The following is a 20,933-nucleotide window of genomic DNA, read 5'->3' as shown; positions in this document are numbered from 1 at the left end:
AGCATGGTCCCATAATCAGCCCGACCCCACCTGCAGGCGGAGACGGGCGACAGGCTGTTTCAGGCTTGTCCCGCCTATCGGCGCAGCATCCATTGTGGTGCTGCCCGCCCGACAGCGCCCCGGCGCCCAACCAGCGGGGCCAGATCAGCCGGGGACCGGACCTTCTGCCCCTCCTGCCAGACGAGGCCCTCTTCCAGAGAGAAGAGACGGATATGGCTGATCGCCACGCCATCAGCCAGTTTCTGGAGGCTGACACCCCCTCCCTTCGCCACTTCGGCCACCTGCTCCAGCGGGAAGATGAGCGCACGTCTGGCTGTTGTCAGGCAGAGAACATGCGTCCCCTCAGCGGGCAGGGCAAGCCATACCTGCGCTCCATCCCGCACGTTGAACACCTGCCGCCCTGTTCTCTTCTCCGCTGCAAGATTGCTGGCGGCCACCTGCATCCCCCGGCCATCGGTACTGGCCAGAAAATACCGGGCATCATCCTCACCAAGAACAAACAGGGCCACAGCCTGATCATCCTGCGCCAGATCAGCCAGTGTCCGCACCGGCTGACCAAAGCCACGCCCCCGGGGCAGGTCCGCCACCTTCAGCGTGAAAGCCCGCCCCCCGGCTGCCATCAGACAGAGACGGTCCGTACTCTGACACTCGACATGCCAGGCCAGTCCGTCCCCTTCCTTGAAGCGATGGTTCTCCACATCATGCCCATGCCCCTTGACGGCACGAACCCAGCCCTCCTGTGAAAGAAGCACCGTGACAGGTTCCCGTTCCACCGCCAGAGCGGCAGAGGTATCAATGCTGACCGGGGCCTCACCCATGACCGTGCGACGCTGGCCATAGGGTCCACCTTCAAACAGGGCCTGCATCTTCTGGAGATCTTTCCCGATCCGGCTCCAGCGCCGCTTTTCAGACCCCAGCAGAGCCTCCAGTGACGCCTGCTCTTTGCCCAGACCGTCCCATTCCTTGCGGATTTCCATTTCTTCCAGCCGTCGAAGGGACCGCAGACGCATGTTCAGCACATGATCCGCCTGAAGCTCACTCAAGGAGAACGCTTTCATGAGGGCAGGCTTCGGCTCATCCTCTTCCCGGATGATGCGGATGACCTCATCAAGATTGAGATAGACCTTCAGGAAACCATCCAGAATTTCCAGCCTTTTCAGGACGGCATCCAGACGGTGCTGCGTGCGGCGGACCAGTACATCATGCACATGCTCCAGCCATGCCTTCAGAACATCCTTGAGAGACAGCACGCCGGGGATTTTCCCCTGGCTGAGAACGTTCATGTTCAGGCTGAAGCGGCTTTCCAGCATGGTGTGCCGGAAGAGCGTTTCCATCAGCACATCAGGCTCGCAACTGCGGGTTCTGGGTTCCAGAACCAACCGGATATCCGTTGTGCTTTCATCCCGTACATCAGCCAGGAGAGGAAGTTTCTTCTCTTCCATCTTCCTAGCGATATCTTCGATCAGTTTACCCTTCTGCACCTGATAGGGAATTTCCGAGACGATGATGGTCCATGCGCCACCACGGCCCTTCTCGACCTCCCAGCGTGCCCGGATGCGGAAGCTGCCACGCCCTGTCTCATAGGCCTGGACGAGCGTCTGGCGGTCCTCAACCAGCAGGCCACCGGTGGGGAAATCCGGCCCCGGCACGACATCCAGCAGCTCCTCCGTGCTACAGTCCGGCTTCTCGATCAGTAACCGGGCCGCCTGATAGAGTTCGGCGGCATTATGAGGAGGGATGCTGGTGGCCATACCCACGGCAATCCCGGCCGCTCCATTGGCCAGAAGATTGGGGAAAAGCCCCGGCAGGACGACCGGTTCCTGATCCTCATTGTCGTAGGTCGGACGGAAATCGACCGCATCATCGCTGATTCCTTCCAGCATGATGCGGGCCGTTTCGGTCATGCGGCTTTCGGTGTACCGCATGGCAGCCGCACCATCGCCATCAATGGACCCGAAATTGCCCTGTCCTTCCACCAGCGGATAACGCACGGCAAAATCCTGCGCCAGACGCACCAGCGCATCATAGACGGACGCATCCCCATGGGGATGGAACTTACCGATGACATCACCCACCACACGGGCACATTTCTTGAAGCCGGAACTCGGGTCCAGCTTGAGCTGCTGCATGGCATAGAGCAAACGGCGATGCACCGGTTTGAGCCCATCCCGTACATCCGGCAGAGAGCGTGACGTGATGGTGGACATGGCGTAGGCCAGATAACGCTCACTCAGCGCCTCAGCCAGCCGTGTATCTTCGATATGCCCGGCGAGATCGCCCGTCATAAGGTCTCCTGCTTCATGTTCGCCTCTCTGATGGAGACAGGTTAGACACGCTCTTCTTCCTCCTGTCCAGAGGCCGCATCCTCAGCCAGTCGGTACAGGGCTGTCATCAGCCGGTCCCGTGCAGCGGGCAAAGGACGATGGCAGGCAGCAAAAACAGCCCGCTGAAGAAAATGGCCACTCAGCCTTGCCCCAGCAAGCCAGTCTGCCGGCTTTCCTTCCTCTTCATCATCCAGAAGACAGGACGGCAGAGGAAGAAGACGATCCTTCCACTCCCCAGCTCCCTCCTCACTTACGGCACGCCCCGTGCGGGGAGACACATAGGCCAGCCCCTCCCGCACGCCCGTAACGGCACATTGGTCCAACGTCAGGCCATACCCCAGCTGCTCCAGAAGAAGCAGTTCCCAGCGCAGATAAAGCGCCACGGGTGGCAGGGCGGCGGACACGCTCATCACCCCCATGAAATGGGCCAGAGACGCAAACAGCGCCTCATGTGGCTCCCTCTCTGGCAGGGCTTCACTACACAGGCCACAGGCACTCCCGAGCAGGGACAGAGATAGAGGATGGTCGAGGAGGAAAGACGCTGTGGGCCGCACAAGCTCCGCTGTCATGTAACCCAACTGTTCTGGCAGGCGGGCCTTCCAGCGGGCCACGACCAGACTGCCCTCCTGCCAGAGCGCCGCCTGCCGCCGGGACTGCCCGCCACGCACCAGAGCATGAAAAACCCCCCGATGCCGGGTCAGTGCACGGACCAGCAGACTGCTTTCCCCATGAGGAGAAAGCCGCAGGATGATGGCCGGGTCTTCCCACTCCATACCGTTACCCTCAAGACAGAAAAAGGGGCCCGCCATATTGGCGAAGCCCCTTTCTTCTAGCAAGAAACCGTTAAAGGCTTATTTCTTCTGGCCAGAAGCCGCAGCCACCTCGGCAGCAAAGTCCGTCTCAGCCTTCTCGATGCCTTCACCCAGCTTGTAGCGGGCAAAACCAACCAGCTTGGCACCAGCCTTCTTGACGACTTCCTTCACGCGGCTCTCACCGTCATGCACCCAGACCTGCTCCAGCAGAACCACTTCCTCGTAGAACTTGCGGATACGGCCTTCCACCATCTTCTCGATGATGGCTTCCGGCTTGCCGGAGGCACGGGCCTGGTCTTCCAGCACCTTGCGCTCGTGAGCAACGGACGCAGCGTCCACGCCATCCACATCCAGAGCCGTCGGGCTGGTGGCAGCAACGTGCATACCAATCTGGCGGCCCAGTGTCAGCAGAGCTTCACTCTCGGAAGGAGCCTCGACAGCAGCCAGCACACCGATACGGCCTACGCCGGGGCGCAGGGCACCGTGAACGTAGCTGGCCACGACACCAGACGGCACGCTCAGCACGTCCACGCGACGCAGGCTCATGTTCTCACCAATGGTAGCGACCAGATGGGTCAGCTCATCAGCAACAGTACGGCCAGACGGCATCTTGGCAGCCTTGACGGCCTCCAGATCACCACCAACCTGCAGAGCCACCTTGGCGATGTCTTCCACAGCCTGCTGGAAGGCATCATTGCGAGCCACGAAGTCCGTCTCGGCATTGACCTCAACCATGGCAGCCTTCTTGCCATCAACGGCCACACCCACCAGACCTTCAGCCGCAACGCGGCCAGACTTCTTGGCAGCCTGGGACAGACCCTTCTTGCGCAGCCAGTCGATGGCAGCCTGCATGTCGCCATTGGCTTCCGTCAGGGCCTTTTTACAGTCCATCATGCCTGCGCTTGTTGTATCGCGCAGCTCGCGCACCATTGCAGCAGTAACTTCTGCCATATCTCTTCATCCCCGATAAAACACCCATGCAGCCGGAAAGTCTCCACGGCTGCATGAGCTGTTCATGTCACAATATCCACTGTCCGGCCACTCCATGAAAGACGGGCCGGACTGTCCGCATGGCCCTGTGGCCAAAAGCCGGAGAGGCTTATTCAGCCTTCTCTGCCACAACGGTTTCCTCAACCGGCAGCTCTGCGGAAGCGCCAATGTCCTGCCCGGACGCAGCCAGCTCGGCAGAAATGCCATCCAGCACGGCACCGGAGACCAGGTCGCAATATGTGGCGATGGCACGGATGGCATCATCATTGCCCGGGATCGGGAAAGTGACACCCTTCGGGTCGGAGTTGCTGTCCAGCACGGCAATCACGGGGATGCCCAGCTTGTTGGCTTCCTCAACAGCCAGCTTCTCCTTGTTCGTGTCGATCACGAACAGCAGGTCCGGCAGGCCACCCATATCCTTGATGCCGCCGAGGGAGCGTTCCAGCTTTTCGCGGTCACGGGTGATGTCGAGGACTTCCTTCTTGGTCAGGCCGGTCGTGTCGCCAGCCAGCATTTCGTCAATGCCACGCAGACGCTTGATGGAGCCGGTGATGGTCTTCCAGTTCGTCAGCATCCCACCGAGCCAACGGTGATTGACGTAGTACTGGCCGCAACGCTGTGCTGCATCAGCCACCAGATCGGCAGCGGAGCGCTTCGTGCCGACGAACAGAACACGGCCACCGGAAGCCACGGTGTCACGCACCTGCTTCAGGGCGCGGTCCAGCAGCGGAACGGTCTGCTGAAGGTCGATGATGTGCACCTGGTTGCGGACACCGAACAGGTACGGTGCCATGGCCGGGTTCCAGCGACGTGTGTGATGACCGAAATGAACACCAGCCTCAAGCAGCTGGCGCATCGTGAACTGTGGCATTGCCATAGTCTGAAACTTTCTTTCTCTGGTTTGTCCTCCGCATGGCAACGCCCCTTGGTGGCAAGGGACACCAGGCAATCCGGGCCATGCGTGCGAAATATACCTCCCGCCCCACATGGAAGCGGCAAATACGGCCCTTCTCTAGAACAGGCCGGACGGAAACGCAAGTACTCCGACGACGCCTTTCAGACCCGTGCGAGCGGAAGTGTTTCCAGAAAATCAGCCATGGCCTGATGGGCACGGGCAGCATCACGCCCCAGGCCGATCAAGGCGCCAATCTGCACGGGATGCCTCAGGATGGACCCCAGCAAAGCCGGCACGTGGACCCGCCCGTCCTTCAGGCCTTCCCGGGCAGCGGGGGGAAGGTCCCTGCCCGCATCGTCACAGATCACCCGCAGAACCGCAAAGGGCAGGCCAGACCGGGCTACGAGACCACTCTCCATATCCACGGCGTGGCACCCCGTCCGGGAAAAAAGGTCAGCTTTCTCCCTGGCCGTGCCGATCATGACCGGGCTGTGCAGGATGCCACCCCGGACAGCCGCCTGGGCCGCACCGAAACGGGCACTCAGGGCGGGATCAGCCCTGTAATGCTCACCATCAGCCTGCACATATTCAGCCACCTGCACACTCCCCGGTGGCAGGACGGCATCCAGCGCCCCGGAGCAGCCAAAAGACAGCAATGCCGTCACACCTTCATCCTGAAGAGCCTGAAGAGCCTGCCGTGCCCCGGTCTCACAGGCATGGCTCAGGGCGATCTTCGCCCCGGGGAAAAAACGGCGGGCCAGCCGTGCTTCCTGCCTGAGCCCTGCCAGGACCCCCAGCATCAGAAACCGAACTCCACCTGCCCGGAATTGCTATCAGCCAGATTGCGGTACCGGGACAGCGCCATGAGCGGGAAGAACTGCTTGTAGCCATGATAGCGCAGGTAAAAAACCTTGGGGAAACCAACGGCATTATACGGCGCCTCGTGCCATTCACCCTGATCATCCTGCGCCTGCATCAGATAGGCCATGCCACGGCGGACAGCCTCACTATCGTGGCGACCAACAGCCATCAGCCCCAACGTTGCCCAGGCCGTCTGGGTCGGCAGGCTCTCCTTGTAGAGGCCCTGTGGGGCCCCCTCATAGCTGGCGCAGTCCTCACCCCAGCCGCCATCATCATTCTGTACGCTCTCCAGCCAGGCAACGGCCCGACGCACCATCGGGTCATCATGACTGATGCCAGCAATGTTCAGGGCACAGAGAACGGACCACGTGCCGTAAATGTAATTCGTCCCCCAGCGGCCGAACCAGCTGCCGGATTTTTCCTGCTCGGAGCGGATATAATCCAGCCCCTTGCGGATCACCTCACGATCTTCCGGATGACCCAACTGGGAGAGGAACGAAATGCAGCGTGCGGAGACATCCACCGTCGGTGGGTCCAGCAACGCACCGTGGTCGGAGAATGGAATGTGGTTCAGCACCTCCATGTTGTTATCGATGTCGAAGGCACCCCAACCACCATTGCTGCTCTGCATGCCAATGATCCATTCCCGGGCACGCTCAATGGCCGTACGGTTCTCTTCAGGGTCGATCCTGTGCAGCAACATGCCGACAACAGCCGTATCATCCACGTCCGGATAATAATCATTCTCGTACTGGAAAGCCCAACCTCCCGGACGCAGGGTCGGCGCATTGATGGCCCAGTCCCCTCTGACATCCAGAATCTGGCGCTCCCTGAGCCAGGCAGCGGCCTTCTTCAGGGCAATCGCCGTCTCGGCCGGCATCACGCCCCTGGCACCGGTCGAAGCCTCCAGCATGGCAAGACCGGAAAGCCCCGTATCCCACACAGGCGACACGCAGGGCTGGCAATAGGCCTCATCATCCTTCACTACCAGCAGGCCCTGTACCGCCTCCCATGCCTGGACAACCCGTGGATCATCATCCGGCACCCCCAGGGTCCGGTACATCATGATCACATTCGCCATGGCAGGATAAATGGCACCCAGTCCACCGCCACTCAGCCGCTTCTCGATAAAATCGATCGTGACACGGATGGCCTTCTCATGAACGGAACGGGGAATGAATGGAACCAGCGGCCGGATGAGCTTGTCCAGACCGGTAAATACCCGCCCCCAGACCGACCGGTACGGACCGCGTATCCAGTCCCTGATGGTGGCTGGCGGTCTCCTGAACAGCTCCTGCACCCGCACGCCACGGGGATTCAGGGCCAACGGCCTGTAAGCTGCCAGAATGAGCAGCGGCGCTATGACCGCCCTGGACCAGTAGGACATGTTCCAGACCGAGAAAAACGCCTTGCGGGGCAGCAGCATGAGCTCCACTGGCATGACGGGCACGGCATCCCACGGAACTTCCCCGTACAGGGCCAGCTGGATGCGGGTGAAGACGTTGCTCCGCTCTGCCCCGCCATGATGCAGGATGGCCGCACGGGCCTTGCGCATGTGGGGGGCTTCCGGATCATCCCCGATCATCTTCAGGGCGAAATAGGCCTTCACGCTGGCGGAAAGATCAAACCGGCCATCCGTATAGAGAGACCAGCCCCCATGCTCACCCTGTGTCCGTCGCAGATAGACTCCGATCTTCTGCTCAAGCTCCACATCAATGCAGTCAAGGAAATGGCGCAGCAGAACATATTCCGACGGGATGGTTGCATCGGCTTCCAGTTCAAAGACCCAATGACCGTCACTCTTCTGACGCTTGCCCAAGGCAGTATGGGAAGCCCTGACAGCCTGCTCCACCACCGTGGCATCCATGTTATGACGGAACAACGTCTTGTTCACTGACCTCTCCTCCAAAATCCTCGCACAGCAGGGCTTGTGCCTGTCCACATGTGCGGAGACCATAAACCAGTTCTTCAGGTACACGCCGCTCCGGCAGACGCCGTGCGAAAACCAAGCGCTCCCACCGCCACCAGCCCGGACTGTATGGCACCCTCGATCGTGGAAGGCAGACCAGTATCCGTCCAGTCCCCGGCAAGAGCAAGATTGGGATGAGCCGTTTTTGCTCCCGGCCGCTTTTTATCCTGTTCCGGTGTGGCTGCAAAGGTGGCCCGCTTCTCCCGGATCAACCGGGCAGCCGGCATGTCCTGCGGCAGCGGGGTCTCAACCAGCGGGTCCAGGGCCTGATGCAGTTCCGCCCATATGTGCGCCAGCATCTCGTCCTGGCGCCAGTCCGCATAGCGGTTGGCCGCACTGACCGTGACGGACAGGACCTCATCATGCAGGAAGACCCACTCCGCCACACCACCAACAAGCCCAAGAAAACCAGTCTGCTTCAGAGCACTACGAGGCCGCAGAGGCTGCTGGAGGCGATAATGGGCATTGGCAATGCTCTCGAACTCATCCGGCCCTTCCAGCCCCGGCAGCAGCCCGACCGCCACCGGTGACGGAACGGCCAGGATGACCGCATCTTCTGCCCCCAGTCTCACAGGGCCACTGGATGTCTCCAGCGCACTCACACGCCCTGATCCATCCTCAAACGCAAGGGCAGAGACGCGCGTACCCGTAAGCACCTGAGCATGAAACTGCTCCAAGTAATGCAGTGCGGGGGTCACAAAACTTTCCGAAAGCCCTCTGGCGGCCATCCACGGGCAACAGGCCTGTCCCCCTTTGGCCAGCGTCCGCCGTACGATGTTACCCAGCAGACGGGCACTTCCCCGGTCTATGCCCGTATTGAGGCCGGAGACAGCCAGCGGCTCCAGCAGGCGCCGGGCAAACTGCCCCGGCAGGAGACAGTCTGCCACGCTGGCCTGATCACCAGCCTTCATCAGGCGGAACAGAGCCCTCACCTCCCCAAGGCGCATACCGGGCACACGGCTGCCCCGCCGCAGCAGCCAGAAAGGCAGACGCCCCGGCGAGAGGCGCAACGTCCAGGAAAGGCCCGCCTCCAGATCATGCCACGGAAAAACGGGAGCCCCCGGCCCCTGCAACGTATCCCGGGCACCCAGACGGTCGAGATAGCGGAACGTGGCAGGATTGGCGGAAAGGAGCAGATGATTGCCGTTATCGATGACCGTGTCCAGCGCCCTGTCATGAAAGGACCGGGCCCGCCCCCCACAGGCCGGACCAGCCTCATAGACGGTCACCTGCGCCTGGGGTGCCAGCTCCACAGCAGCGGAAAGACCCGCAAGTCCTCCACCAATGACATGAACATGGCTCACAATGACACTCCAGCCGCCGCCAGCAGCATGGCCAGCTTCTTGCGGACGGAACAAACCCGCAGGGGGGCCTCCGGGTTGCGCCAGCCACGGCGGCAGAGAGCGGCCAGCGTGACCCGATAGGAGGCCGCCATGATCCGGGCCGGGCGCACCGTGGCTGCCGGGCACTGTTTCATCAGGGCCGTAGCCCGGCGGAAATGATCTTTTGCCCGTCCTGCGAGGATACGGCACAGCCCATCCAGCCCAACGGCATAGAGAGCCTCGGCGGGATCAGCCGGCACGCTGTAACGCCGCAGCAGTTCGGCTGGCAGGTACAGCCGTCCACGGGCTGCATCTTCGGCAATGTCACGCAGGATGTTCGTCAACTGAAGGGCACGGCCCAGATGGTAGGCAAGCCTGTCTCCCTGCTCCTCCGGCGTGCCGAAGATGCGCACGGACAACCTGCCCACAGCAGACGCCACCCGGTCGCAGTACAGGTCCAGCGTAGCCTCATCAGGAGCCACGACCGGTTCACCACAATCCATGAGCATCCCATCAATGATGGCGATGAAATCATCCTGCCTGAGCCCGAACTGCCTGATGGCCTCAAGCAGGACACGCTCCAGCGCCGTATCGGCCTGCCCCTCATACAGGGCGGCGATACGACCTTTCCAGCTCTCCAGGGCGGAAGCAGGGTCATCATGAGGGGTGTCGCCATCGGCGATGTCATCCACGACACGACAGAAGGCATAAATGGCAAACATGCCATCCCGCCGCCCGGGAGGCAGGATTTTCATCCCCCGTCCAAACGACGTCCCTGACCGGTTGACGATCTCTTCCACCTGTCTCAGGTCAGACGGAGCACATGGCAGACCCTGAGACGTATTGTGACGAACAGAGACCATAACCTTCCTCATATCCCTTCAATGGCCGCAGCCAGAACCGTAACCACAGGCCGATCACAGCCTGCCCTCTTCTAGCGGCAAAGTCTGCCGTGGCAAAGGGCCAGCATGAAACCCGCCTCAGCGCAGGTAACGCATGGCCCAGCCCAACGCCCGCAGACCATCAGACTTTGTCAGCGCCACCCGTTCGGCTATCGGGTCCTGCCGGTGCAGACGCTCTGTCAGGCGGCGGCAGAGTGCCACGATCACGGCGGCCTCCAGCCTCATGCGACGGTCTTTCACAAGTGCGGGAAGACGTGCGGCCTCCTCATTCAGGGCATCAACATGAGCCAGCATGCGATCGAACACGCGCCGTACACCCGGCTTGCTGCGGGCAAGGATGAGGTCCTTCAGGCGGACATTCTCTTCCTGCAACCACGGGAGAGGCACATAACAGCGGTTCAGCTGCTTCAGATCACTGCTGACATCCTGCATGTGATTGACAATCTGCAATGCCGTGCAGAGCGCATCCGACGGACCGAAGGTCTCTTCCCCTTCACCATGCAACATCAGCAGGAAGCGCCCTACTGGATTGGCCGAATAGCGGCAGTAATGCAGCAGCTCCGACCAGTGTTCATAGCGTGTCTTTTCCGCATCCATGATGAAGGCCGTTATCAGGTCGCTTCCCAGCTCCAACGGCAGGTTGCGCTCCTGAAGAACCGTCCGGAGGATGACCGCACTCCAGGCATCAGCCCGGCCAGGCGGGGGCTTCCGCTCGCCGTGCAGGACCTCACGCAGGGCTTTCAGCCGGACCACCTTCTGAGCGGGAGACAGCCGGGTATTGTCCACCATGTCGTCCGCCACACGGGCAAACCTGTAATAGGCATGGACGGCGGGCCTGTGTCCCGGAGATATCAGGAAAGACCCGACGGGGAAGTTCTCATCCTTCATGCCCTTGCTGGAAGAAACGTCCTGTTTTCCCCAGATCTGGGCATCCTCCTGCGCCATGGCCCCACCAGACTGTGGCATCATGATTCTGCTCCTTCATACGACCGCCCGCGCCAGCTGACACCTTTGCCCCGATAATGATTCACTGCGGAGCCGACGGTTGCCATCATGTAGAAGGCAGCCACCAGCGGCAATGAGAGGATGCGCCACCATGACAGGTTGAACCAGCGCAGGGTCGGCATGAACGTAATGCAGCTGAGCGCATATGCACAGCCACCCACCACGCGGTTTTTACCACGGCCGAACAGAAGAAGGCGAACCGGCAGAAACCATATCAGAACCATGCCGGCCAAGGCTTTCAGAAGGTTCCAGGGGGAGAATTCGAGCTGGACATAAGCGTTGCGGGCGATCATGTGCCATATCTCGCCCAAGGTCTGATAGGTGCGGATGGACCATGCCTGTTCGCTGCACCCAAGATAAAGCCGCCCTCCGGCCTCCTTGACACGGGCACCGAGCGTACAGTCGTCGATCAAGGCATCCCTGAGGGTCTGTATTCCCCCTATCATCTCCAGCATCTTGCGGCGGATCAGCACCGTCCCCCCGGCAGCTCCAGCCACTGGAGACTGCGGGTCAGCGATCCTTCGAAAAGGATAGAGCATGGCAAAGAAATAGACGAAGGCCGGAACAAAAACCTTTTCCCAGAAACAGGCGCAGTTCAGCTTCACCATCTCGGAAACCATGTCGATATTTTCGCTCTGGGCTCTCTCCACCAGAGAGGAAACATGGTCTTCCTTATGGACAATATCGGCATCTGTCAGAAGGACATAGCCATCAGCAGGAAGGAACTCCAGAGCCTCTTCCTGCCCCTGCCCAACGGCCCAGAGTTTGCCGCTCCACCCCGCCGGGTGGGGCTTCCCATCCAGAACGGTCAGGCGTCCTTGCGGGTCTGGCACACGGCGGGCAATATCCCCCGTACCATCAGTACTTTCATCATCCACAAGGAAAACATGATAGCGCCCCTGATAATCCTGCCCCAGCAGGGAAGACAGGCAGGCACTGATGGAGGCTGCTTCATCACGGGCTGGAACGATGACAGCCACGGCTGGAAGGCCATTCTTCCAACGTCTGGCCTTCAGCCCCCTCCTGAGCCAGGGGCCACCAATCCAGAACTGACCATGAAAAAATGTCAGCCCCAGCCAGGCCAACAAGGAAAACAACGCCATCACAAAAACCATCACCGTGCCAGCCTGCTACTACCTCTCAAGATAAAAAATGTCCCCGCCCATGCTGGCGGAACCAGGCCACGGAATCGGCAACGGCCTGACGGGCCGGACGGGGGCGGTACCCCAGCTCCTGCTCCGCCTTGGCCGAAGAAAAAAACATCAACTTTTTGGACATGTCCAGCATCTCTTTCGTGACACGAGGCTGAATTCCAAAGCCTTTTGCCAACAGTTCGGAAAGATAGGCTACCGGATAAAGCCATGACTGCCTGAGCTGGATACGGGGCGGACGGCGATGGGCGACCTCCGCCACCATGCGAAAAAGATCACCCAGCATGAGATTTTCGCCGCCCAGAATATATTTTTCGCCAATCGTACCATGCTCAAAAGCAAGCACATGGCCTTCTGCCACATCATCAACATGGACAATATTCAGCCCAGTCTCGACATAAGCCGGCATACGGCCTGTCGCACAGTCCAGAATCATCTGCCCGGTCGGTGTCGGCTTGATGTCCCGTGGTCCCACCGGAGTCGATGGATTCACAATGACAGCCGGCAGGCCCTCCTCCCGGACAAGGCGCAGAACTTCCTGCTCCGCCCGATATTTGGACCGCTTGTAAACGCCCACGATCTGATCCTCCGTCACGGGGGAAGACTCCGTGGCCGGAATGCCATCATGGGCCGTGGCCAATGCCGCAACGGAGGAACAATACACGATACGCTTTACACCCGCCTTCATGGCGGCGAGCATCAGGCGCCGGGTTCCCTCGACATTGGCCTTCATCATCACTTCAGGGTTTGGTACCCAAAGGCGATAATCCGCCGCTACATGGAAAAGATAGGTCACGCCCTCCAGCGCCTCAGCCAGGCTCTGAGGGTCTGCCAGATCTCCGACAACAAATTCCACGGGCAGGTCGGCCACGTTGCGGCGATCCGATGTCTGCCGGACCAGAAGGCGCAGACGACGACCACGCTCCAGCAAAGCCCGTGCGACGGCCGATCCCACAAAACCGGTTGCCCCGGTCACCAGGGTCACATCTTCTGACATCTCCGCTCCTTCCTCACTTCAGCGCCTTGTTCTGCCGGATATAGGCCCCGTCATCATGGCGGGTAAAGCCCTGCTGATTGGACGTGCGCCACGGAGTGGCCTAGAAGGACATGAACATGAATTTAACACTATGGCGGACACCTTGAAAAAAATACTTCCCTTTGTTCTTTCCCTTACAGGTGTCGTCCTTTTCTGTTTTCTGACCCTGCGTACTGGCATACACCCGATTTTGGCCTCACTTGCCAAGATCGGCCTCAGCGGGTTCATCCTGCTGATCCTCAGCCAGCTGGCCGTCAACGTTCTCCTCGGCGTCGCCTGGAAAAGCAGCATCGCCAGCATCAGCTTCCTCCGCCTGACCTTTTCCCGGTTTGTCCGGGATGCTGCAGCAGCGTGCCTGCCTTTTTCCCAGCTTGGCGGAATGCTCATCGGCATACGGGCCACCACGGCGGGCCACCCCCGCCATACGACGGATGGGCAGCCCATCAGCTGGACAGAGGGAGTTGCCGCCAACATTGTTGACATCACAACGGAAGTTCTGGGGCAGCTCGCTTTCATCATCATCGCCCTGCTCTGCCTTGTCGGCCAGGCCGATGCCGGGCGATTTGTCTGGCCGCTGGCCATTGGCATCGTTCTGCTGAGCGTCGGTATGGCGGGTTTCATCTGGACACAGCAGCGCAGCGGCAATGCCCTCCAGGCGCTGGCCCGTTTTCTTTCCAAGCACATCTCTGCCGACTGGCATGATGCGCTGGCTGAAAACAGCGAAAATTTCCAGAGCTATATTGAAAGCCTCTGGGACCAGCCGGTTCGCATCGGCCTGGGGGCAGCGCTGCATCTGCTCTGCTGGATTGGTAGCGCCCTGCTGACATGGCTGTCCCTTATCCTGCTGGGCGCACACTGTTCTTTTCTCAATGCACTGGCCATTGAAGGGGCCGTCTGTGGTATCATGTCCGCCGGTTTTCTGGTGCCCGGTGCCTTGGGGGTGCAGGAAGCAGGTTATGTGGCTCTGGGGCATCTGTTCGGCATCAGTGCCGACATTTCCATCAGCATCTCCCTGCTGCGACGGGGACGGGACATCGTCATCGGCGTGCCTGTCCTGTTGCTCTGGCAGCTCTATGAGTTCCGCCAGCTGCGCCGGTCCTGAACAACACACTGGCCCACATGCGCTTTACAGGATGAAACGGATATCTCCATGGCTGATGCCCCCCTCTTTGACACCCTGACCATCATCGGCCCGGGGCTGATCGGCTCTTCCATCCTCCGCCGTGCCCGACAGACAGGCACCCTTGCCCGCCGCCTCATCACAGCCGACAGCGCCCCGGCTGTTCTCCAGCGGGCAAGAGAGCTGGACCTGGCGGATGAAGTCACAGCCTCCCTGACAGAGGCAGCCGCAAAATCCGATGCTGTCATCCTCTGCATTCCCACGGGGGCCATCCGGCCGGTCGCTGCGGCCATCCTTCCCCACATGAGGCCCGGGAGCATCCTCAGTGACGTCGCCTCCGTCCGCAGCACATTGGGGCCGGACATCAGCGCTCTGCTGCCAGAAGATGTCAGCTATGTTCCGGCTCACCCCATGGCTGGTACGGAATATTCCGGCCCAGATGCCGGGTTCGCCACCCTGTTCGAGAATCGCTGGACCCTGCTCGTCCCCCCCGCGGGAACACCCTCTGAAGCCATCACCACGATGGAAACTTTCTGGCAGCGCTGTGGGGCCCGCACCCGACAGATTACCGACCAGTATCATGACCAGATATGCGCCATGGTCAGCCATCTCCCGCATCTTCTGGCCTTCACCATATGCGATACTGCGGACCGTCTTTCCGCCGACCTCCGGGCCGATGTGCTGGAATATGCCGCTTCGGGCTTTCGGGACTTCACCCGCATCGCTGCATCCGACCCGACCATGTGGCGAGACATCTTCCTGACAAACAGGGATGTCCTGCTCGCCACGTTCGAGCGTTTCGAGAAGGATGCCCACCTCATGGTCGAGGCCATACGTAATGGCGATTCCGAGGCCATCACGGAACGCATCAGGCGTGGACGCCGTATCCGGCAGGGGTTGATCGAGAACAAGCAGGCCTGACCGTTTCTTCTTCAACCCCATGCAAAAGAAGCCCGGCAGGTGATCAGTCTGCCGGGCTTCTTCTTTTCTCCCTGCGTCCCTGAAGACCGAAGCCCCCAAGGACGCAGACAACGCATCAGCGAAGGATCAGGCCTTGACGATGCGCAGGTTCTTGGAGCTGTCGAGCAGGACGACATGCTCACCACCCTTGGCGAACTCGCCAACGGCCTTCACATCATCCTTGCTGGAAACAACCTTCGGGAACACGCCCCAGACCACGCACAGGCGGCGGGAGGTCGTCTCGTTCGTCAGGGCCACGACCGGCTCATGCGGACGCTCCCGGGAAACCAGCACGGCACTGCGGCCATTCTCCGTATGCACGGCCAGAGCGGCTGCACGAGCGTTGCGGGCCACATCAAAGGCTGACTTGGCCTGTGCACCCTGGATCGTGTGCTCGGAGACCGGGCGCATGCGGTCCATGCGGGCACGCCATTCCGGGTCCTGTTCCACACGGGCGGTGACACGGGCCATCGTGGCCACGGCTTCCGGCCCGAAGGAACCGGCAGCACTCTCAGCGGAGAGCATGACAGCATCAGCACCGTCGTAAACAGCATTGGCCACGTCGGAAACTTCCGCACGGGTTGCCACCGGGCTGCTGATCATGCTTTCCATCATCTGCGTTGCCACGATGACCGGACGTCCCTGACGACGGGCCTCGGTGATGGCACGCTTCTGGATGACCGGAACATCCTCGGCCGGCAGCTCGACACCCAGGTCGCCACGGGCCACCATCAGCGCATCGGAGAGACGGATGATCTCATCGAGGCACTCAACAGCCTGCGGCTTCTCCAGCTTGGTGACGATCCATGCACGGCCCTTGACGATGTCACGGGCTTCCTGAATGTCTTCCGGACGCTGGACGAAGGACAGGGCGATCAGATCCACACCAATGGAGAGGGCGAACTGGAGATCCTTGTGGTCCTTCTCTGTCAGGGCCGGGATCGGCAGGGCAACGTCAGGAACGTTCACACCTTTGCGCTCGGAGAGCTTGCCCCCCACGAGAACTTCCGTCTCCAGCGCTTCCTTGTGCTTCTTCGTGACGCGCAGAGCCAGCTTGCCGTCATCCAGCAGGAGGCGGTGGCCGACATCAACAGCGGCGATGATCTCCGGGTGCGGCAGGTTGACACGGTTGGCATCGCCGGGGGTCTTGTCCAGATCCAGCGTGAATTTCTGGCCGACCTTCAGCTGGACCGGGCCATCCTTGAACACGCCAACACGCAGCTTCGGCCCCTGGAAGTCGGCCAGGACGGCCAGAGGGCGGCCCAGCTTGGCTTCGGCCTCACGCACGGCCTTGTGACGGGCGGCGTGCTCATCATGGGCACCGTGGGAGAAGTTCAGGCGGAAAACATTCACACCGGTCTTGGCAAGATGGAGAATCTGCTCAGCGGTTTCTGATGCCGGCCCGAGGGTCGCAACAATCCGAGTGCGGCGATGATGGATGTTGGCTGTCATAACATTCCTCGACTTTTCATTTGTTCAGTCAGGCTGAATGATTTCACCGGGTTGCACCCCCCATAACAGGCGGCGTTCGATCCACCCGTCATAGCCCCTGACTGTGACATGACACCATGATGAGCCCTGTGGACAGGCCTTGATCTTTCCGATCGCCCCCGGCTCCAGCAGGGCGACGACGGTCCGGTCCGGCTTGTCCGAACTCATCAGAGGGACGTCATGATTCTGGCCCCGTGCCACCTCCCCCGCCGGCACGTATGCCACAATGCGGGAATCAGCATGACCCGTGGTCGAAACTTTAGACGCATCCCCATCATAGGACACGGAACCGGGTATGATAAAGGAACGGCTGCCATGCAGCGTCACCTGATGTACCCAGCCCTTCTGGCCATCCTGATCCTCCACAAGACGCCAGACCCCGAATTCCCGCTCGATCAACACCGGATATCCACGGCGATGATAGACCCAGTCGATCGGATACCGCTCACCGGGGCCACGCCGCATATAAACACGGTCCGCCCGCATGGCGGCATAGCGGGGCAGTGGCAGCTTTGTCTCCGTACCGACATTATCGGGAACAGGAGGCGGAGCTGGCTGCGTCGTCGGAGCCGCAGGAGCGACCTTGTGAGGGGTGGTGCGCCCATGGTGGACACGCCCATGCGCTTTTGCCGCATGGGCTGGCTCATGCACGGCGGCGTGGTGCTTTTCATGCCGCTTACCATGATGATGGGAAGCATGAGACATAGCCTGCTCTCCCTCCGCCCCACGGGCGGGACAAGCTGCAAACAGGGCCATCACCATAATCGGTAACGCCCCCTGCACGGGCAGCCTACAGGAAAATGAAACAGGTACTCTCATCCCTTTATCCCTGCCAAGGGACAGCCATTTGGGCAAGCCGTATTCCCCCTCTCATGTCCAAAAAATCCGCTCATGTACAGCAACCCTGCCCTGCCAGAAAAGCGTGGCATGGTCACGCCACGCTTCTGTCCGCCCATGCGAACCAGAACACACTCATACCACAAATCAGGACCAACAATGAGGCATCAGGGAGTCCTGATCATGCCCCAGACCACCAGAGGCCGCCTCATGATCCTGTTTCTGGGGCAGCTGCTTTTCACGGCTTCATTCTCAGTCGATCTGACCCTGACAGGGATTGTCGGCTATCAGCTGACGCCTGACAAGACGCTGGCCACTCTCCCTTACTCCCTCATCACGCTCGTGGCCTGCCTGACAACTTTTGGAGCTTCGATCCTCATGGGCAGACTAGGGCGAAGAATCGGCTTCATGCTGGGAGCAATGGCTGGAACATCCTCTTTGTTTCCGGTTCAACTCTGCTTGTGAAAGCCATCCCTTACCCGGACTGAACACCACTCCTCCCAGGAAAGGAGGGAAATGCAATAAAATCCAACCGCCTGGCAGTCTCTATTCACTCATCTTTTCCCTCATAGGACATGCTTTCATATCTCATGACCTTTCTGTACAGACTGACATCTTCCTGACCATCATCAGGGCACAAAAAAGGCCTGCATTCCTGCAGGCCTTCCCCATCATTCCCCATAATGTTCTGCAGTCTCTCCCACTCAATTATTAATTGATAAGATTTTCCATTATAAATCAGTAACTTAAAAATTGCCAATGCGTGGATACCATGGAAAATACCATTTTATCTACGATGCACCTCTTGAAACTCAATTTTGAGCGTCCGGACTCATAGGGCCTCTCCCTACGGCGTGTCGTCAGTTAAGCAGGGTTATAACTGATGCGAATTGAACGGCTGTAAGGAAGGTGGTTTCAGTTTGTCGTAGCGGGCGGCTCTGTTGCACCTGTCCCTACGCTGGAGCTGTCACATTACTAAGGTGTAATACGTAGCGTTAACGTGACAGCGCCTGTGGCGGCTTCCCCCTTCGCTCCCCAGTTCTAGGAGGCCGCCCGTTTGGGCCGGGTAATAGCCCGAGGAGACTTGTATTTCAAAAATCAACGGGATAGTCTCCCGACTTTAATCATTTAGTAGGACCTTAGCCAGATGGTGTGGACACCACATAAAATTTTGCTGACCACGGCGCTGTTGGAAGCAGCTCAGGTTAGGGCCGACGCCCTACCCATTTTTCAAAACTCGCATCGGAAAAAGCAGGCAAATATCGTTGGATGCATCGGTGAAATTGCATTCGAATCCTTCCTCTTGCAGAACAACATTCCTTTCGAAGACTGTCGAGATACCACAACACACGATTATTTAATTGGAGAAAAGAGATTTTCTCTGGACCTCAAAACGAAGGATCGAACTGTAAAACCAGAGCCGTTTCACGACAACTCTGTCCCACTCTACAACCATGAACACCAAAGGCCGAGCTATTATTTTTTCGTATCTCTTTATCGGGACCGGAAAAGTGCCATCGAAGATATCCGACGCTTCGAAGCGGCCTATCTAGTCGGAGGAATTGACATCGATACCTTGGACCGTGAGGGAAGGCGTTGGAATGCGGGAGATGTTGATCCTGACAACAGGACTAAGTTCTGGACAGCATGCCTTAACGTGAACATGGAGAAGCTGCTCACCTGTGAACAAATGCTAAAAATTTTCCGCGGAGATGCTGTCACGTAAGCTTTTTCGCCGATGACCACTGCCCCCTGTAGTGAGCACCTGGACCTCTGGCACAAGATATGCTAATGGTTTCGATAGGCAGCATCTAGGCGGATAAAAACAATATGAGTGAAGTGGTTAAAGAGAATTTCCACCAGGAATCTGCAAGCGGAGATCGCCCTCGGAATCTGGATGGTTCCGGCTTATATACCATGGTTGACCTCTTTGCTGGATGTGGCGGTCTGTCCATGGGGTTCGAAAACGCCAAGTTCACACCGCTGTTTGTCAGTGAGTTGAACACAGATGCGCTGCAAACCTACCTCAAGAACCGCCACCACAAGCTCGGGGGCGAGATGTTCTCTAAAAACCCTGCGTTGCGCTGCCATGATGCGCATGAGCTTCAGGGGAAGCGCCTTGAGCAAATGGTTTCGGACCTCAGCACTATGCCCGAAGCCGACTTTCGCTTTGACACGGGCAGTCCAGAAAGTGGTAGCGGCAGTTCCCTAGACGTCTTGGCTGGAGGCCCCCCCTGCCAAGGGTATTCTGGCATCGGCATCCGTCGGTCCTATGCTGTTGACCGCAAGGAAATCCCGTCGAATGTGCTGTACGGTCGTATGGCAAAAATCATTTACCGCCTGCGTCCGAGAATTTTCTTGTTTGAGAACGTTCGCGGGCTGTTGAACGCAAAGTGGACACGGGAAGGTGAAGAGCCGATCTGGCCTGACGTCAAGGCTGCATTTCGGCAGATCCCTGGGTATGAAGTCCGCTGGTCTCTGGTATTTGCCAAGGATTATGGTGTCCCCCAGAACCGTCCACGAGTTCTACTCGTCGGGATCCGTAAAGACATCTTGGGGGCCTGCCCTTCACTCAAGCCTGAGGCTGATGAAGAAGATGCGGTCAAATGCGGGTTCCTTCCTGCCGGTGAACCAGGGTCGTTCCCAGACCTGCAAGACTTGCTTGGTGATCTAGTAGACGAAAGCGTTACGGAGACGCTGCGGTCTGGTCAGTTCGCGTCTGGCGCCTTCGAGACAACAAGCTATCCGCGTCCGGCACGCACACCTATCCAGAAGCACCTGCGGACGCCTCCCCTGTGGGAGCCGAATGGTCGGGTGCGGCTTACCGAGCAAGAGTACTCTAAGCACAAGTCGGCAGTAGTTGATAAGTTCGAACATATGCTTGCAAATAATGGTGAGATTCCAGTCCATTACCGGACCCGAAAGTTCTCGCAGAGGGTTCTGCCACCGGTCTGGGGAAATAAAGAGCCGAATATGACCGCGACTTCCCTGCCTGACGACTACGTGCATTACTGCCAACCTCGCATTCTAACCGTGCGTGAATGGGCCAGACTGCAATTATTCCCTGACTGGTACCGTTTTGCAGGTAAGCGCACAACCGGCGGTATCCGTCGCGCAGGAAATCCGCTCGAAGGAATTTTCGACCGGGAGGTGCCCAAGTATACTCAAATTGGAAACGCCGTTCCTGTGGGATTAGCGCAAAAAGTGGGCGAACACTTCAGAGGAATTCTGGATCAGGCGTTGGGCGCGAGATAGGCC

18 protein-coding genes are annotated in these 20,933 nt (G+C 59.3%); 5 read left to right on the top strand and 13 right to left on the bottom strand.

All coding sequences use genetic code 11. The features are described 5' to 3' along the window. Nucleotides 1-74: 74 nt before the first annotated feature. The 11 genes from parC to hpnA form a co-directional block, all read right to left on the bottom strand. Complete coding sequence (parC, locus tag DTI93_RS02050; protein WP_249079498.1) at nt 75-2,285, bottom strand: DNA topoisomerase IV subunit A; 2,211 nt, start codon at nt 2,283-2,285, stop codon at nt 75-77. 41 nt (nt 2,286-2,326) lie between these two features. Further along, entirely contained in the window at nt 2,327-3,133 is an 807-nt protein-coding gene (gene recO / locus DTI93_RS02045; protein ID WP_249079496.1) for a DNA repair protein RecO, read from the bottom strand. A 42-nt stretch (nt 3,134-3,175) separates the two neighbouring features. Then, nucleotides 3,176-4,087, bottom strand: a complete 912-nt coding sequence (gene tsf, locus DTI93_RS02040) for a translation elongation factor Ts (RefSeq protein WP_043560447.1) — start codon at nt 4,085-4,087, stop codon at nt 3,176-3,178. 148 nt (nt 4,088-4,235) lie between these two features. Then, entirely contained in the window at nt 4,236-5,003 is a 768-nt protein-coding gene (gene rpsB, locus DTI93_RS02035; RefSeq protein ID WP_043560449.1) for a 30S ribosomal protein S2, read from the bottom strand. 179 nt (nt 5,004-5,182) lie between these two features. Next, nucleotides 5,183-5,821: a hypothetical protein gene (locus tag DTI93_RS02030; protein ID WP_154981556.1), complete on the bottom strand. Its 639-nt coding sequence runs from the start codon at nt 5,819-5,821 to the stop codon at nt 5,183-5,185. Then, on the bottom strand, nt 5,821-7,749 hold the full coding sequence (shc, locus tag DTI93_RS02025; RefSeq protein WP_249079732.1) for a squalene--hopene cyclase: 1,929 nt from the start codon (nt 7,747-7,749) through the stop codon (nt 5,821-5,823). The genes DTI93_RS02030 and shc overlap by 1 nt, the downstream gene beginning before the upstream one ends. 101 nt (nt 7,750-7,850) lie before the next feature. Continuing rightward, the gene (hpnE, locus tag DTI93_RS02020) at nt 7,851-9,155 is read right to left on the bottom strand and encodes a hydroxysqualene dehydroxylase HpnE (protein WP_249079494.1); all 1,305 of its coding nucleotides are present in this window, start codon (nt 9,153-9,155) and stop codon (nt 7,851-7,853) included. After that, nucleotides 9,152-10,036 carry a presqualene diphosphate synthase HpnD gene (hpnD, locus tag DTI93_RS02015; RefSeq protein WP_081563073.1) on the bottom strand — a complete coding sequence of 295 codons (885 nt, stop codon included), beginning with the start codon at nt 10,034-10,036 and terminating at the stop codon, nt 9,152-9,154. The genes hpnE and hpnD overlap by 4 nt, the downstream gene beginning before the upstream one ends. Before the next feature lie 117 nt (nt 10,037-10,153). After that, nucleotides 10,154-11,044, bottom strand: coding sequence for a squalene synthase HpnC (hpnC, locus tag DTI93_RS02010; RefSeq protein WP_232317223.1), 891 nt, complete (start codon nt 11,042-11,044; stop codon nt 10,154-10,156). Beyond that, nucleotides 11,041-12,195: a glycosyltransferase gene (locus tag DTI93_RS02005; protein WP_249079730.1), complete on the bottom strand. Its 1,155-nt coding sequence runs from the start codon at nt 12,193-12,195 to the stop codon at nt 11,041-11,043. Before DTI93_RS02005 ends, hpnC begins: the two co-directional genes overlap by 4 nt. Before the next feature lie 25 nt (nt 12,196-12,220). Then, nucleotides 12,221-13,228, bottom strand: a complete 1,008-nt coding sequence (gene hpnA / locus DTI93_RS02000) for a hopanoid-associated sugar epimerase (RefSeq protein ID WP_043560468.1) — start codon at nt 13,226-13,228, stop codon at nt 12,221-12,223. Between the two features lie 130 nt (nt 13,229-13,358). On the opposite strand from hpnA, the gene DTI93_RS01995 reads away from it, so the two are divergent. Together DTI93_RS01995 and DTI93_RS01990 are read left to right on the top strand one after the other, a co-directional pair. After that, nucleotides 13,359-14,369 (top strand): lysylphosphatidylglycerol synthase domain-containing protein, encoded by a 1,011-nt coding sequence (locus tag DTI93_RS01995; RefSeq protein ID WP_249079491.1) that lies wholly within the window; start codon nt 13,359-13,361, stop codon nt 14,367-14,369. Nucleotides 14,370-14,417: 48 nt separating this feature from the next. Continuing rightward, nucleotides 14,418-15,308 carry a prephenate dehydrogenase/arogenate dehydrogenase family protein gene (locus DTI93_RS01990; protein ID WP_043560473.1) on the top strand — a complete coding sequence of 297 codons (891 nt, stop codon included), beginning with the start codon at nt 14,418-14,420 and terminating at the stop codon, nt 15,306-15,308. A 126-nt stretch (nt 15,309-15,434) separates the two neighbouring features. Here the strand turns inward: DTI93_RS01990 and pyk are convergent, their stop codons facing one another. Then, nucleotides 15,435-16,799 carry a pyruvate kinase gene (gene pyk, locus DTI93_RS01985; protein ID WP_249079488.1) on the bottom strand — a complete coding sequence of 455 codons (1,365 nt, stop codon included), beginning with the start codon at nt 16,797-16,799 and terminating at the stop codon, nt 15,435-15,437. 24 nt (nt 16,800-16,823) lie between these two features. Continuing rightward, nucleotides 16,824-17,543 (bottom strand): SH3 domain-containing protein, encoded by a 720-nt coding sequence (locus DTI93_RS01980; RefSeq protein ID WP_227431355.1) that lies wholly within the window; start codon nt 17,541-17,543, stop codon nt 16,824-16,826. A 315-nt stretch (nt 17,544-17,858) separates the two neighbouring features. Between DTI93_RS01980 and DTI93_RS01975 the strand changes: the two genes are divergently transcribed. From DTI93_RS01975 to DTI93_RS01965, 3 genes are all read left to right on the top strand, one after another. Further along, nucleotides 17,859-18,140: a hypothetical protein gene (locus DTI93_RS01975; RefSeq protein ID WP_249079487.1), complete on the top strand. Its 282-nt coding sequence runs from the start codon at nt 17,859-17,861 to the stop codon at nt 18,138-18,140. Between the two features lie 682 nt (nt 18,141-18,822). Continuing rightward, a complete protein-coding gene (locus DTI93_RS01970) occupies nt 18,823-19,401 on the top strand; it encodes a hypothetical protein (protein ID WP_249079485.1) in 579 nt (192 codons plus the stop codon). 104 nt (nt 19,402-19,505) lie between these two features. Continuing rightward, entirely contained in the window at nt 19,506-20,930 is a 1,425-nt protein-coding gene (locus DTI93_RS01965; RefSeq protein ID WP_249079483.1) for a DNA cytosine methyltransferase, read from the top strand. The last annotated feature ends 3 nt before the right edge of the window (nt 20,931-20,933 follow it).

The sequence above is a fragment of the Parasaccharibacter sp. TMW 2.1884 genome, from assembly GCF_023337695.1.
Classification (GTDB): Bacteria; Pseudomonadota; Alphaproteobacteria; order Acetobacterales; family Acetobacteraceae; genus Bombella; species Bombella apis.
Note: the sequence above shows the minus strand (reverse complement) of the source record. Positions and strands in the feature narration are given on the sequence as shown.